The 13573-nt window shown below is 66.7% G+C and carries 15 protein-coding genes; 7 read left to right on the top strand and 8 right to left on the bottom strand.

All coding sequences use genetic code 11. The annotated features are described in order from the left end of the window. The first annotated feature begins 30 nt into the window (after positions 1–30). Positions 31–636, top strand: a complete 606-nt coding sequence (locus tag FBY33_RS12115; protein ID WP_235010548.1) for a hypothetical protein — start codon at positions 31–33, stop codon at positions 634–636. A gap of 131 nt (positions 637–767) precedes the next feature. Here the strand turns inward: FBY33_RS12115 and FBY33_RS12110 are convergent, their stop codons facing one another. Next, on the bottom strand, positions 768–2384 hold the full coding sequence (locus FBY33_RS12110; protein WP_142030786.1) for a solute symporter family protein: 1617 nt from the start codon (positions 2382–2384) through the stop codon (positions 768–770). Beyond that, the gene (locus FBY33_RS12105; protein WP_142030785.1) at positions 2381–2761 is read right to left on the bottom strand and encodes a DUF485 domain-containing protein; all 381 of its coding nucleotides are present in this window, start codon (positions 2759–2761) and stop codon (positions 2381–2383) included. The genes FBY33_RS12110 and FBY33_RS12105 overlap by 4 nt, the downstream gene beginning before the upstream one ends. 233 nt (positions 2762–2994) lie before the next feature. On the opposite strand from FBY33_RS12105, the gene FBY33_RS12100 reads away from it, so the two are divergent. From FBY33_RS12100 to FBY33_RS12080, 5 genes are read left to right on the top strand one after another with little or no spacing between them, the layout of a single operon-like run. Next, positions 2995–4176: a sensor histidine kinase gene (locus tag FBY33_RS12100; RefSeq protein ID WP_142030784.1), complete on the top strand. Its 1182-nt coding sequence runs from the start codon at positions 2995–2997 to the stop codon at positions 4174–4176. Between the two features lie 33 nt (positions 4177–4209). Next, entirely contained in the window at positions 4210–4926 is a 717-nt protein-coding gene (locus FBY33_RS12095; protein ID WP_142030783.1) for a LytR/AlgR family response regulator transcription factor, read from the top strand. Then, positions 4923–5294: a DUF485 domain-containing protein gene (locus FBY33_RS12090; RefSeq protein WP_142030782.1), complete on the top strand. Its 372-nt coding sequence runs from the start codon at positions 4923–4925 to the stop codon at positions 5292–5294. The genes FBY33_RS12095 and FBY33_RS12090 overlap by 4 nt, the downstream gene beginning before the upstream one ends. Before the next feature lie 7 nt (positions 5295–5301). Further along, positions 5302–6798 carry a sodium/solute symporter gene (locus FBY33_RS12085; RefSeq protein ID WP_142030781.1) on the top strand — a complete coding sequence of 499 codons (1497 nt, stop codon included), beginning with the start codon at positions 5302–5304 and terminating at the stop codon, positions 6796–6798. A 4-nt stretch (positions 6799–6802) separates the two neighbouring features. After that, positions 6803–7513: a hypothetical protein gene (locus FBY33_RS12080; protein ID WP_142030780.1), complete on the top strand. Its 711-nt coding sequence runs from the start codon at positions 6803–6805 to the stop codon at positions 7511–7513. Between the two features lie 4 nt (positions 7514–7517). Here FBY33_RS12080 and FBY33_RS12075 read toward each other — a convergent pair whose 3' ends face one another. From FBY33_RS12075 to rpsB, 6 genes are all read right to left on the bottom strand, one after another. Beyond that, positions 7518–8102 carry a DivIVA domain-containing protein gene (locus FBY33_RS12075; protein ID WP_142030779.1) on the bottom strand — a complete coding sequence of 195 codons (585 nt, stop codon included), beginning with the start codon at positions 8100–8102 and terminating at the stop codon, positions 7518–7520. 119 nt (positions 8103–8221) lie between these two features. Further along, positions 8222–9142: a phosphatidate cytidylyltransferase gene (locus tag FBY33_RS12070; RefSeq protein ID WP_142030778.1), complete on the bottom strand. Its 921-nt coding sequence runs from the start codon at positions 9140–9142 to the stop codon at positions 8222–8224. After that, complete coding sequence (frr, locus tag FBY33_RS12065; protein ID WP_056338542.1) at positions 9142–9699, bottom strand: ribosome recycling factor; 558 nt, start codon at positions 9697–9699, stop codon at positions 9142–9144. The genes FBY33_RS12070 and frr overlap by 1 nt, the downstream gene beginning before the upstream one ends. A gap of 129 nt (positions 9700–9828) precedes the next feature. Further along, positions 9829–10566 carry a UMP kinase gene (gene pyrH / locus FBY33_RS12060; RefSeq protein ID WP_018771653.1) on the bottom strand — a complete coding sequence of 246 codons (738 nt, stop codon included), beginning with the start codon at positions 10564–10566 and terminating at the stop codon, positions 9829–9831. Between the two features lie 134 nt (positions 10567–10700). Continuing rightward, positions 10701–11537 carry a translation elongation factor Ts gene (gene tsf, locus FBY33_RS12055; RefSeq protein WP_142030777.1) on the bottom strand — a complete coding sequence of 279 codons (837 nt, stop codon included), beginning with the start codon at positions 11535–11537 and terminating at the stop codon, positions 10701–10703. A gap of 128 nt (positions 11538–11665) precedes the next feature. After that, complete coding sequence (rpsB, locus tag FBY33_RS12050) at positions 11666–12541, bottom strand: 30S ribosomal protein S2 (protein ID WP_142030776.1); 876 nt, start codon at positions 12539–12541, stop codon at positions 11666–11668. Between the two features lie 460 nt (positions 12542–13001). On the opposite strand from rpsB, the gene FBY33_RS12045 reads away from it, so the two are divergent. Further along, positions 13002–13553, top strand: coding sequence for a M23 family metallopeptidase (locus FBY33_RS12045; RefSeq protein ID WP_142030775.1), 552 nt, complete (start codon positions 13002–13004; stop codon positions 13551–13553). The last annotated feature ends 20 nt before the right edge of the window (positions 13554–13573 follow it).

Here is a 13573-nt window from a genome sequence, read left to right as displayed (position 1 = left end):
ACACCTCTGACAGGGGTGCCGGAGGGCAAGGTGCCTCAGGCGGGCCCTGCCGTTCGCCTGCTCACCGGGTTTGCGGGCTTCGGGGCGGGATCGCTCAACCTGGCCCTCTCGTCCAGTGTCTTTGCGGCGTCGGCGGGACCTGCGGCGCCACTGGCGGTTTTCGCCGGCGTGGTGGCCGGCGCCTGGGGACTGGCAATGCTGGCCGGAGCTGTGGTGTTCCTGGCCAGGGAACGCCTGGCCGGCGGGCCCTGGGCGCGGTGGGTGCTGGCGGGCGCCGCCGCCATCCATCTGGCCGCGATAGCATTCACGCCCGTTGCCCCCGCCGCCTCCAACCTCAGCCTGACCCACCTTTCGGCGCTGCTGCTCACGCTCACGATCATTGCGTCGCTCGGGTGGCTGCAGCGGGCCGCCGTCCGGCAACGCGGCCATGGGCAGGACAATGAACGGCAGCTGCTTCCCGCTGCTCCGGCGGGAGCGGGAGTGCGCCCGGGGCGGCTCCTGCCGGCAGCTTTCGCCGGCGCCGTCCTGGTGGCAGGGATAACGACGCCGGGCCTCGCCGCTTCCACGGCCGGCCAGTACGCCGTCCCGCACGGTGGCCACAACAACCTAATGCCGGGCGGCCACCACCAGCGTTGAACCCGCTCCCGGGGAACCCCGAGGGCCAACGGAAAGAGCCTCCAAGCCGCGGCTGCGGCTGGAGGCTCTTCCCGTTCACGCCGGCGCGGCCGGCATATCGGTCAGTGATCCACGTATTAGTAGTCCATCTGTCAGTGGTCCACGGCCTTTTCGGCTCCAATGCCCGTGAGCGAGCGGACTTCCATTTCGGCCTGCTTGGCGGGATCCTCCTTCTTCTTATCCAGGGTGGTCCCCAGCCAGCCCAGGAAGAAGGCCAGCGGAATGGACACGATGCCCGGGTTGCTGAGCGGGAAGAGGGCGAAGTTGGCGCCCGGGATCATCGAGGTCTTGGCTCCGGAAACAACCGGGGAGAACACGATGAGCAGGATCGCCGAGGCCAGGCCGCCGTACATGCTCCACACGGCGCCCTGGGTGGTGAACTTCCGCCAGAACAGCGAGTAGATGATGGTGGGCAGGTTGGCTGATGCGGCGACGGCGAAGGCCAGTGCCACCAGGAAGGCCACATTCTGGCCGTTGGCGAAGATGCCGCCAAGGATGGCCAGGATGCCGATCACCACCACGGTGCGCCGGGCCACCCGGACTTCCGTGGCGGCGTCGGCCTTGCCCTTGGCGATGACGTTGGCGTAGATGTCATGGGCAAAGGAAGCGGCGGCCGTGATGGTCAGGCCTGCCACCACCGCCAGGATGGTGGCGAACGCCACCGCGGAGATGAAGCCGAGCAGCAGCGGGCCGCCCAGGTAGAAGGCCAGCAGCGGCGCGGCCGAGTTAACTCCGCCAGGGGCGCTCTTGATCGTGTCGGCACCCACCAGCGCGGCGGCACCGTAGCCCAGCACCAGCGTGAAGAGGTAGAACAGGCCGATCAGCCAGATGGACCAGACCACTGACTTGCGGGCTTCCTTGGCAGTGGGCACGGTATAGAAGCGCATCAGCACGTGCGGCAGGGCTGCCGTACCCAGGACCAGGGCAAGGCCCAGGGACATGAAGTCCAGCTTGGAGGTGTCCGACTTGCCGTACTGCAGGCCGGGGTTCAGGACCGCAGGATTGTTGGCCGTCTCCACGGCGCCGCCCAGCAGGGCGGAGAGGTTGAAGCCGTAGATGGCCAGGACCCACAGGGTCATGACGGCGGCGCCGGCGATCAGCAGCATGGCTTTGATGATCTGGACCCAGGTGGTGCCCTTCATGCCGCCGATCAGGACGTACATGATCATGAGGGCGCCGACGACGATGATCACCAGTGCCTGGCCGCCCCAGTCGCTGATGCCGAGCAGGAGGGAAATGAGGCTGCCCGCGCCGGCCATCTGGGCCAGCAGGTAGAAGAAGCAGACGGCCAGCGTGGAGATGGCTGCCGCGATCCGCACCGGGCGCTGCTTCAGCCGGAAGGAGAGCACATCCGCCATGGTGAACTTGCCGGTGTTGCGCAGCAGTTCCGCCACCAGCAGCAGCGCCACGAGCCAGGCCACCAGGAAGCCGATGGAGTACATGAACCCGTCATAGCCGTTGATGGCAATGGCGCCGGTGATGCCCAGGAAGGATGCTGCCGACAGGTAGTCGCCGGCGATGGCGGTGCCGTTCTGCGAGCCCGTGAAGGAGCGGCCGGCGGCGTAGTAGTCGGCGGCGGTCTTGTTGTTGCGGCTGGCGCGGAACACGATCACCATGGTCACGGCCACGAACAGGCCGAAGATGCCCATGTTCAGAAGGGTGGTGTCCTTGAGGGCGGCGACGTCCACCGCAGCTGGAATTGCGATCATTTGTTGGCTCCGCCCACTCGGTTTCCGTCCTTATCGAATTCGTGGCCCTCGATTTCGTGCCTGATTTCGGAGGCGATGGGGTCCAGCTTCCGGTTGGCGTAGTGCACGTACCAGCCGGTGATGGCGAAAGTGGAGATGAACTGGAGCAGGCCCAGGATCAGGCCGATGTTGATGTTGCCCCATACCTTGGTGGACATGAAGCCCACCGCGTAGTCGGCGAGCAGGACATAGGCGAAGTACCACAGCAGGAAGGCCACTGCCATGGGGAAGACAAAGCTGCGGTGACGCTTGCGCAATTCCTGGAACTGCCCGGTCGACTGGACTTGTTCGAAGTCCACGGACGCCGCTGCGTCCGGAGTATGGGCATCGTGACCCATCATTCCTCCTCATTGAGTTGCCGGTACACACCGGGCGGCAGGCCCTGGGACGAAGGCCCCGGGCTGGGGCTTCGGACAGGGACACTGGGCAGAGGCACTGCACAGGGACACCGCAGATGTGACACCAATCACTCTGCCGTCCGTTGGCCTGTCCATTCCATAACCTGGCCGCCCACGGTCGCTCAACGGTCGCGATGCTGCGCCTAACGGCACCCGCCGCTACGCTGGGCACCATGCCGGACTCCCCCCTCCTCACCGCTGCGGCCGTTGCGGTGATCGCCATGGCCATCGCCGTCGTCGTCGGCGTGGGCCTGAAGGTGCTCCGCTCCTTCCGGGACCTGGGCACTGATGCCGAGCGCGCCACCTACCACACGCTCCACGCGGCCTCCCAGGCCGGGCAGCACCTGCGCCGCGGCTTGAACCCAACCGGAGCGGCGAAAGCCAGCCGCCAACTGCGCGCCCTCCTGGCCTGCGACGCCCTGGCCATTACGGACACCTCAGGCGTACTGGCCTGGGACGGCGGCGCCGAGGACATCAGGCCGCGCCTGATGGAACTCGCCGGCGGGGTCCTTGCCTCGGGCCGGACCGCCGTCCTGTCCGCAGGCGGCGATGGGACCGGCGGCCGCCTTGCCGGCGTCATCGCCCCCGTACGGGCGGGCGCCCGGATCGTGGGCACCGTGGCCGCCTTCGCCCCTTCCGCGGGTGCCGGCCTGGTCAGGGCAACGGGGGAAGTGGCTGACTGGGTGGCGGTCCAGGTGGAACTCGCCGAACTGGACGCCTCCCGGACCCTGCTGATGGAAGCGGAAGTCCGGGCCCTGCGCGCCCAGATCAGCCCGCACTTCATCTACAACTCGCTCAACGCCATCGCGTCCTTCATCAACACCGATCCGGAGCGGGCCAGGGAACTGGTGGTGGAATTTGCCGATTTCACCCGCTACTCGTTCCGAAGGCACGGCGACTTCACCACGCTCGCCGAGGAGCTCCGCTGCATTGACCGCTACCTGCTCCTGGAGCGGGCCCGGTTCGGCGAGCGGGTCCAGGTCAGCCTGCGGGTTGCGCCCGAGGTACTGGGTACCGTCATCCCGTTCCTGAGCCTGCAGCCACTGGTGGAGAACGCCGTCCGGCACGGGCTTGAGGCCAAGGCCGGACCCGGACACATCACCATCACCGCGGAGGACGCCGGCGCTTTCGCGGAGGTCACCATCGAGGACGACGGCGTGGGGATGGATCCGGAGCAGCTCCGGTCGGTGCTGGCGGGCCACACGGACGGGGACCACGTGGGGCTGAGGAACGTGGATGCCCGCCTCCGCCAGGTGTACGGCAACGACCATGGACTGGTGGTGGAGACGGCACCGGGCGAGGGAACGCTGATCACCATGCGGGTGCCAAAGTCCCAGCCCGGGCACGATGCGTGAGGCCGGCACCGCAGCTGGAAGTACCCTAGGAGAATGATTAACGTCCTCGTCGTTGATGATGAGCTGCCCGCCGTTGAGGAACTGGCCTTCCTGCTGGGCAGGGACGAACGCATCGGAAAGGTGCTGCGGGCCACGTCCGGTGCTGAAGCGATGACGGCCTTGTCTGCCGGAAACATCGACGCCGTCTTCCTGGACATCCACATGCCCGCCGTGTCCGGCCTGGACATCGCCGGCGCCATCGCGCGCAGCAGCAATCCGCCGGCCGTTGTTTTTGTCACCGCTGACGAGGAACACGCCCTGGCGGCGTTCGAACTCGCCGCCGTGGACTACCTTCTCAAGCCAGTGCGCGCCGAACGCCTGGCCCGTTCCGTGGGGCGGATCTGCGAACTGCGCGACGGCGGTGCGGCACCTGAGATGATCACCGTTGACCAGGGCGGGACCACCAGGATGATCCGCCGGGACGACGTCACTTACGTCCAGGCGCAGGGGGACTACGCGCGGCTGCACACCGCCGACGCCAGCTACCTGATCCGGGTGCCGCTGGCAGATCTTGAACAGCAGTGGGCGGACGCCGGCTTCATCCGCACCCACCGCTCCTATCTGGTGGCGCTGAAGCATGTGTCCTCGATGAAGCTGGCGGCTGACGGGCCGCGCGTCACGGTGGCCGGCGCAGGCCTTCCCATCAGCCGGCGGCATCTGCCCACCGTGCGGGAGAAGCTGGAGGCCACCAGGATCAGGCCGCACGCATGACCCGCGTCCGCGTCACCGCTCCCTTTGCGTCCCCACGATCCCCGGTGGCCGGCGGGCGGAGTCCGCTTGAGTCACGCGAAGCCGCCCAGGATTCCGAAGTGGGACAGGTGTTCGTCCGCTCCCTGATCAGGTCGCAGCTGCGGCTGGCCCTGGTAGTGGCGGGCGGCTTCCTGCTGATCCTTGCCGCGTTCCCCTTGATCCTGGTGGTAGTTCCCGGCATGGCTGAAACCCGGATCGCCGGTATCCCCTTCGGCTGGCTCCTGCTGGGCGCCGGGATCTACCCCGTGATCGGGCTGAGCGCTTGGCTGTACGTCAGGACGGCGGCCCGCAACGAGGCCCGGTACCGCGACCTTGCCGGTGAGCAGTGAGGTGCCCATGAACGCCGGCGCCGCCATTGCAGCCGTGGCGGTGGTGTCCCTCGCCACGGCCATTATCGGTTTCTACGGGCTGCGGATCTCAAGGACCACGGGTGACTTCTACGTTGCCTCGCGCACTGTGCGGCCGTGGTGGAACGCGTCCGCGATCGGCGGCGAGTACCTGTCCGCCGCCAGCTTCCTGGGCGTGGCCGGGCTCATCCTGCTGTCCGGGACCGACGCACTCTGGTTCCCGGTGGGATATACGGCCGGCTACCTGATGCTGCTGCTTTTCGTCGCCGCCCCGCTGCGCCGTTCGGGCGCCTACACCATTCCGGACTTTACCGAGTCCCGGCTTTCGTCCCGGACGGTCCGGAGGGTCACCAGCCTGGTGGTCGTCGTGGTGGGCTGGCTGTATATCGTTCCGCAGCTCCACGGCGCCGCGCTGACCATCCAGATCGCCACGGGCCTGCCGTCCTGGGTGGGTTCAGTGGCTGTCGTGGTGGTGGTGTGCCTGACGGTGGTGGCGGGCGGGATGCGCTCCATCACCTTTGTGCAGGCGTTCCAGTACTGGCTCAAGCTGACGGCCCTGGCCGTGCCCATCCTGTTCATCATCTTGGTGCTGGCCGGGAACGGTGCCGAGCCGGAGTCGCTGCCGGCGGTCAATCCCACGGACCTGGCGCCGGCCGGGCTGTACCAGAATGTGTCCCTGCTGGTGGCGCTGCTGTTCGGCACCCTCGGGCTGCCCCACGTGCTGGTGCGTTTCTACACCAACCCGGACGGGCAGTCCGCCCGGCGCACCACGCTGATCGTCCTGGGCCTGCTGTCCGTGTTCTACCTCTTCCCCACCGCCTACGGCCTGGTGGCCCGCATGTACGCGCCAGGCCTGGCCCGATCGGGACAGCCGGACGCCATGGTCCTGCGGCTGCCAGGCGAACTCGTGGGCGGGCTGCCGGGGGACCTGCTCTCCGCCCTGGTGGTGGCGGGCGCCTTCGCCGCGTTCCTGTCCACAACGTCCGGCCTGGTGGTGTCCCTCGCCGGGGTCATCAGCCAGGACGTCCTGGGCGGCAGCGTCCGCGGGTTCCGCCTCGCCGCCGTCGTGTCCGCCGTCGTCCCCCTGGGTTTTGCCTTCATGACCGGCTCCCTGGCACTGGCCGGCAGCGTGGGCCTGGTGTTCGCCTTCACGGCCTCCACGGTCTGCCCGGTCCTGCTGCTTGGCATCTGGTGGCGCGGCCTGACGGATGCCGGGGCCATCGCCGGCATGCTCACCGGCGGCGTGCTCTGCGGCGGGGCCATGATTGTGGGCTCCCTGTCCGGCGCGGGCCTGTCCGGCTTAGGCCAGACCCCGGCCTGGCTCGCGCAGCCTGCGGCGTGGAGTGTTCCTGCCGCCTTCGCCGTCATGGTCGTGGTGTCCCAGGCTACCTCCCACCGAATTCCCGCTACGATGCCACGGACCATGACCCGCCTGCACACCCCGGAACGGCCGCTGGCAACCGAACGGGGATCGGGAGGACAATAACGCCATGTCCATTGAGGACGGCGGGACGTCCCACCAGCAGGATGCGGTTCCGGCCTCCGTGCGGGCGCAGTTGCTCGCCACGGAACACTGGGGGCTGCTCGCATCCCGCAGTACCGCGCAGGGCGAGGTGCTGACGCGGATCGGCATGTTCCTCACCTTCACGTCGGCAAGCGTGGTCAGCGTGGCGCTGGTGGGCCAGGCTACGGGGTTTTCGGACGGCTTTGTCCTGCTGGCCGTGGTTGTCCTGTTCATCGACGCGGCAATCGGGCTCCTGACCCAGCTTCGCGTAATGAATGTGGCCCACGAGGACCTTATGTACGTCACGGCGATGAACAGGCTGCGCGCCGCCTACGTGGACCTTGACCCGGGCGTGGAACCGTACCTGATGGCCGCGCACCACGACGACGAGGCCGGGTCAAGGCAGACCTACTTCTTCTTCGGCGGCCGGGGCAACTTCAGCCATGTGGCGGGCAGCAGCATGATTTTCATGACGATGGCGAACGCCGCCTTGATCGCCATCCTGGCAGGCCTGCTGGTGACGGTGGCCGGCGCCGGTACGGCAGCTGCCACAGTGGCGGGAGCCGTGTGTGGAGCTCTGTTTTTCGTTGTGTCCGCCGTGAACGGGTACCGGGGTTACCGAAATGTGTGGCGCCGCTATACGCCGCTGTCTCCCACTCCAACACAGGACGGGGAACAAACGGTCCCTGGGACGTAACCCTTCAGTCGATGGCCGCCATCAGCTCCACGACGCGGTCCAGGAAGGCGTCCACCTGTGATTCCTCGTAGCCGTCCCGGCCAACCGCCGGGCGGAAGACTGCACGGCGTACGCTGTCCACGCTCAGCGGCTTGTCCTGCTCAAGGTAGGCCACGAGTTCGTGGCACAGCCGGTCGACGTCGTCCGTGTTGTAGCTGCGCGCCTTCCTGCCGGTGGGCCGGCGGAAGCGGTCTCCGTCGGGCCGGTGCAGCCGCCCCCGGAGGATGCCGGAGAGGTTTCCGATTTCGCGGAGCCAGGCTTCCTCGCCGTGGGCGGCGATGAGCTCATCCCGCTCCCGGCGGGCGAAGGCGTCCTCGAGCCGGTCCAGTGCGGCGTCCACCACGGCAGCGGAGTAGCCGCCCTTGACGGGGTCGAAGGACACGGCCCTGACATCGGCACTGTTGACGGGCTCTGTGGCGGCCTGGGGCGTTTCCAGGGAGACCCGTGCCCGCTGCAGGAACTGGTCCACCTGCTTGGCGTTGTACCCGTACTCATTGCGCTGCACGCGCTCAAAGGACGCAGGGATCTGCCGATGAATGTCCAATGCCACTTCGATTCCTTCAATGCTCTTCAGCCGTAGTGCTTCCGCACCAGTCTAGGATGCCGCACCTGGTCCGGCCGCCCGGGCCCTTTTGTGTCGGATGCCCGCTTGCGCCGGGCCGGATAAGGTTACGCGCCGGCCACAAGCCCGTACAGGATGAAGGCCACCGGCGAGGCGAAGACGATGGAGTCCAGCCTGTCCATGACTCCCCCGTGTCCTGGCAGGATGCTGCTCATGTCCTTGACGCCCAGTTCGCGCTTGACCATCGATTCGCCGAGGTCCCCCGCCGTGGCTGCGGCTACGGTGCCCAGTGCCAGCACCACGCCTACCCACCAGGGCTTGTCCAGCACGAAGAGGGCTGCCAGGACCCCGATCAGCATCGCACCTCCTGCTGACCCCGCGAAACCTTCCCAGGATTTCTTGGGGCTGATCTTCGGCGCCATGGGGTGCTTGCCAATGGAAGCGCCCACCAGGTAGCCGAAGGTGTCGTTGGACACCACCAGCAGCAGCATGACCGCAATCTCCCATGCCCCGATCGGCGCTACGCCGCCGGGCCAAAGCCCCAGCGGCGTAGTGCCGGCGGCATGCAGCGGCAGTGCGGCAAAGCTGATGAAGAACGGTACCCAGCCCAGGGTGAAGACTCCGGCGAAGATGCTGTTGGCCGATCCGGCGGCGCTTTCGATCGATCGCCACAGCAGGACCGCCACGGCACTGAGCAGCAGCGCGAAGAGCTGGCTCTCGATGCCGCCGAAGTAGGCAGCGAACGGCATGGCCACCGTGCCGGTCATGACCGGCACGATGGGCATCCTGGTTCCGTTGTGCTCCAGCGCCCGGTAGATTTCCCACACGCCGAAGACGGCGAAGGCCGTCACGATGGCCACGAAAGCCAGCGGGAGGAGCAGCAGCCCACCTAAGACGGCCAGCAGCATGGCCAGGCCCACCACGACTGCGGCGGGCAGGTTCCGTCCGGCCTTTGGCGTCGGGTTGCTCCTGGGCTGCTTCCCCCGTGTGCGCGCCCTTGGTGCGGGGGCCTGATCTGCCTGGCCCATCAGACTTCGAGCAGCTCTGCTTCCTTGCGCTTGAGCAGCTCGTCGATGCCGTCCACGTGAGCCTTGGTGAGGCTGTCCAGTTCCTTTTCGGCGCGGGTGCCCTCGTCTTCGCCGGCCTCGCCGTCCTTGACCAGGCGGTCCAGGGCTTCCTTGGCCTTGCGGCGGATGTTGCGGATGGAGATCTTGGCGTCTTCGCCCTTGGTTTTGACGATCTTGACGTATTCCTTGCGGCGTTCCTTGGTCAGTTCCGGGATGGTGATCCGGATGACGTTGCCGTCGTTGGACGGGTTGGCGCCAACCTCGGAGTCGCTCAGGGCGCGTTCGATATCGCGCATGGCGGTCTTGTCGAACGGGGTGATCAGGATGGTCCGGGCGTCCGGGATGGCAAAGGACGCGAGCTGCTGCAGCGGGGTGGGCGAGCCGTAGTAGTCCACCAGGACCTTGTTGTAGAGACCGGGATTGGCGCGGCCGGTACGGATGGAAGCGAAGTCTTCCTTGGCTACCTCAACCGCCTTGTCCATCTTTTCTTCGGCCTCGAGCAAGGTTTCTTCGATCACGGTCTCTCCTGACGGTTTTGGTGCAGTCCGGTGCGCCGGTTCCCTGCACTCACGTGGTTCTTTGTTGCCGTTTCCGTTCCCGCCGGGAAGCGCGGGAACAGAACTGTCCTGAATTCATCCTAGCCGCAGCTAGGCAGTGACCAGCGTGCCCAGCTTTTCGCCGAGGATGGCGCGGGTGACGTTGCCTTCACCCTCCATGCCGAAGACCACCATGGAAAGGTTGTTGTCCTTGCACATGGTCATGGCCGTCTGGTCCATGACGCGGATGTCGCGGCGCAGCGCGTCGTCGTAGCTGAGGGTTTCCAGGCGTTCCGCGGTGGGGTCCTTCTTGGGGTCTGCGGTGTAGACGGCGTCCACCCCGCTCTTGGCCATGAGGACCACGTCGGCGTGGACTTCAAGGGCCCGCTGGGCTGCCACGGTGTCGGTGGAGAAGTAGGGCAGGCCCGCACCGGCGCCGAAAATGACCACGCGGCCCTTTTCCATGTGGCGGATGGCGCGGCGCGGGATGTAGGCCTCGGCCACCTGGCCCATGGTGATGGCGCTTTGGACGCGGGTTTCCACGCCTGCCTGCTCCAGGAAGTCCTGCAGTGCCAGGCAGTTCATGACCGTTCCCAGCATGCCCATGTAGTCGGCGCGGGAGCGGTCCATGCCGCTCTGGGAGAGTTCAGCGCCGCGGAAGAAGTTTCCGCCGCCCACCACGATGGCCACTTCCACCTGCGGGACGGCCGCGGCGATCTGCTTGGCGACGTCGCGGACGGTCTCGGGGTCGACACCCAGTTTCCCGCCGCCGAAGACCTCGCCGGAGAGCTTGAGGAGGACCCGCCGCTTGTTCTTCTCGGAATGGATGACAGTGTTGACGGCTTCCATGATGCCTTCCGGTTGGTGACTCTGAAAAAAGGGTATCCTGCCGGATCCGTTGGTCGGAACCGGCCGCGCTCCATGTGGACTGTGCGCATGCAAAAGGGGCGGCCACCGAAGTGGCCACCCCCTTGCAGAATCGACTAGGAGCCGACGCGGAAACGCGTGAACGCGGTTCCCTTGACACCGGCCTCTTCGAGGACCTGTGCCACGGACTTCTTTGCGTCCTTTGCGAATGCCTGGTCAACCAGGACCTCGCCCTTGTAGAAGCCCGTTACGCGGCCTTCCACAATCTTGGTGAGGGCAGCTTCGGGCTTGCCCTCGGCCTTTGCGGTCTCTTCGGCGATGCGGCGCTCGGACTCGACGAGCTCGGCGGGAACATCCTCGCGGGTGAGGTAGTTCGGAGCCATGGCCGCGATGTGGACGGCGACATCGTGGGCAGCGGTGGTGGCAGCTTCACCCTCACCGTCGACGGCGAACAGCACGCCAACCTGGGCCGGGAGGTCCTTGGAGGTCTTGTGCAGGTAAGCGTCGACCGTTGCACCCTCGATGCGGGAGATGCGGCGGACAACAACCTTCTCGCCCAGGACGGCGCCCTCTTCGATGACGACCTCGGACAGCGGCTTGCCGTCAACGTCGGTGGCGAGCAGGGTTTCGAGGTCGGCAGCGCCGGACTCGACGGCGACGGCCAGGACCTTGTCGGCCAGCTGGATGAACTTGTCAGCCTTGGCAACGAAGTCGGTCTCGCAGTTGACCTCGATCATGACGCCGACGCCGTTGCTGACCTTTGCGGCCACGAGGCCTTCAGCGGTGGAGCGGCCTTCACGCTTGGTAGCGCCCTTGAGGCCCTTGATGCGGATGATCTCGATGGCCTTCTCGGCGTCACCGTTGGCTTCGTCAAGAGCCTTCTTGACGTCCATCATGCCGGCGCCGGTGCGCTCGCGCAGGGCCTTGATGTCCGCGGCAGTGTAGTTCGCCATGTGAACCCCTCTGTCTAGAAAATGTGTGGTGGTGTACGGACCGACAGGACGGCGGCCCACGAAGGTGGGCTGCCATCCTGTCAGCAGTTCCGGCTGCTAACAGCGCGGAAAATCCGGATTAAAGTGTGTTACTTGGCGTCTTCGGCGGGAGCCTCGGCGGCGGCCGGAGCCTCGGCGGCGGCCGGAGCTTCGGCTTCTTCAGCCGGAGCAGCCGGGGCTGCAGCAGCTTCCTCGGCCTTGCTGCCTTCGAGGAGCTCGCGCTCCCACTCGGCCAGCGGCTCTTCCGGAGCTTCGGTGGCGCCCGTGCCGCGGTTGTTGCGGGCGATCAGGCCCTCGGCAACGGCGTCGGCCACAACGCGGGTCAGGAGGTTCACGGAGCGGATGGCGTCGTCGTTGCCCGGGATCGGGAAGTCGACTTCATCCGGATCGCAGTTGGTGTCCAGGATGGCCACAACCGGGATGTTCAGCTTCTTGGCCTCGTCAACGGCGAGGTGTTCCTTCTTGGTGTCCACGACCCAGAGCAGGGACGGAGCCTTGGTCAGGTTGCGGATACCGCCGAGGTTGGACTCCAGCTTGGTGAGCTCGCGCTTGAGGAGCAGCAGTTCCTTCTTGGTGTACGCGGAGCCGGCGACGTCGTCGAAGTCGATCTCTTCGAGTTCCTTCATGCGCTGGATGCGCTTAGCGACCGTCTGGAAGTTGGTCAGCATACCGCCGAGCCAACGCTGGTTGACGTAGGGCTGGCCTACGCGGGTTGCCTGCTCGGCAATTGCTTCCTGGGCCTGCTTCTTGGTACCGACGAAGAGCACGGTGCCGCCGTGGGCAACAGTGGCCTTGACGAACTCGTAGGCACGGTCGATGTAGGACAGCGACTGCTGAAGGTCGATGATGTAGATGCCGTTGCGCTCGGTGAAGATGAAGCGCTTCATCTTCGGGTTCCAACGGCGGGTCTGGTGTCCAAAGTGGACGCCGCTGTCAAGCAGCTGGCGCATGGTTACGACGGGCATTCCGGCGCTCCTTATTTTCCGGCAGGTCATTCATGAGAAAACCCGGAGGCTTCTTACCCTGCCAATAGTTGACGGTTGATCAGCGTGGCCCGGACGGGCCGTGCTCCTGGCATCCACCGCACTTCCCATCAGGATCAAAGCCTGACCGCAGGAAGTTCGATCCTCCATGGACGGCGCCGGGGCGTCGCCTGCCGGAGGGCTGGATGCGCGTAGTCAGCTGCCGCTCCCCCACACTCCTGAATGAGATGTGCCGACGCAATCCGGACAGGGCCATCTACCGCGGGGGTAAACCACTGGGACGGAAAGCGTTGAGGGCGCAGCAAACTGCTCCATCAAGTGTACTACAGGCGTCCCCGCCCACCGGACACTGCTGCGGCCGGGGGCCTGCCCTTCGCGAGGGTTGTCCACATAGGCGGAACCGGCCCTGCCGGTACCGTCCGCAGCCCGGCAGGCTGGTGACATGAAACCACCAGCCCTCCTGGCCGTGCTCCTGCTGCTGCCGGCATCCGTGGCCTCCGCCGGTGCGGCCCTCCCGTACAGCGCCGCCTCCCAAGGGGACGGTACGACGGCGGCTGCCGCAGCGGGTGCAGCGCCTTCCTGGCAGTGGCCGCTGGCGCCGCGCCCGCCGGTGCTGCGCGGTTTCGATCCCCCGCCAAAGCCGTGGCTCAGCGGGCACCGCGGCGTTGACCTGGGGTCCGGCGCAGCCGGAGCCCCCGTTGTTTCACCCGCGGCGGGAACGGTGAGTTTCGCGGGCATCGTGGTGGACAGGCCCGTGATCACCATCGACCATGGCGGCGGGCTGCGCAGCAGTTTCGAACCCGTGGACAGCACGCTGGCGGTGGGCGAAGCCGTTGCTCCGGGCCAGGTGGTGGGGACCGTGCTGCCGGGACATTGCCCGGCGGCCCAGTGCCTGCACTGGGGAGTCCGGGACGGGGAGGAATACGTCAATCCGCTGCAGTTCGTCCTGGACCTTCGCCCATCCGTCCTGCTTCCGCTGCCGGGCCCGCCGTAGGTGATGGGCAGCCGGAAATG

It is taken from the genome of Arthrobacter sp. SLBN-112 (assembly GCF_006715225.1).
Lineage (GTDB): Bacteria > Actinomycetota > Actinomycetes > Actinomycetales > Micrococcaceae > Arthrobacter.
This window is presented reverse-complemented; position numbering and strand designations above follow the sequence as displayed.

What these genes read in the sequence shown, in the direction of transcription:
- FBY33_RS12105 (WP_142030785.1), bottom strand. Translation starts at nt 2,761, where the DNA reads ATGGGTCACGATGCCCATACTCCGGACGCAGCGGCGTCCGTGGACTTC.
- FBY33_RS12110 (WP_142030786.1), bottom strand. Translation starts at nt 2,384, where the DNA reads ATGATCGCAATTCCAGCTGCGGTGGACGTCGCCGCCCTCAAGGACACC.
- FBY33_RS12045 (WP_142030775.1), top strand. Translation starts at nt 13,002, where the DNA reads ATGAAACCACCAGCCCTCCTGGCCGTGCTCCTGCTGCTGCCGGCATCC.
- FBY33_RS12085 (WP_142030781.1), top strand. Translation starts at nt 5,302, where the DNA reads ATGAACGCCGGCGCCGCCATTGCAGCCGTGGCGGTGGTGTCCCTCGCC.
- FBY33_RS12090 (WP_142030782.1), top strand. Translation starts at nt 4,923, where the DNA reads ATGACCCGCGTCCGCGTCACCGCTCCCTTTGCGTCCCCACGATCCCCG.
- tsf (WP_142030777.1), bottom strand. Translation starts at nt 11,537, where the DNA reads ATGGCGAACTACACTGCCGCGGACATCAAGGCCCTGCGCGAGCGCACC.
- FBY33_RS12100 (WP_142030784.1), top strand. Translation starts at nt 2,995, where the DNA reads ATGCCGGACTCCCCCCTCCTCACCGCTGCGGCCGTTGCGGTGATCGCC.
- rpsB (WP_142030776.1), bottom strand. Translation starts at nt 12,541, where the DNA reads ATGCCCGTCGTAACCATGCGCCAGCTGCTTGACAGCGGCGTCCACTTT.
- FBY33_RS12080 (WP_142030780.1), top strand. Translation starts at nt 6,803, where the DNA reads ATGTCCATTGAGGACGGCGGGACGTCCCACCAGCAGGATGCGGTTCCG.
- FBY33_RS12095 (WP_142030783.1), top strand. Translation starts at nt 4,210, where the DNA reads ATGATTAACGTCCTCGTCGTTGATGATGAGCTGCCCGCCGTTGAGGAA.
- FBY33_RS12070 (WP_142030778.1), bottom strand. Translation starts at nt 9,142, where the DNA reads ATGGGCCAGGCAGATCAGGCCCCCGCACCAAGGGCGCGCACACGGGGG.
- pyrH (WP_018771653.1), bottom strand. Translation starts at nt 10,566, where the DNA reads ATGGAAGCCGTCAACACTGTCATCCATTCCGAGAAGAACAAGCGGCGG.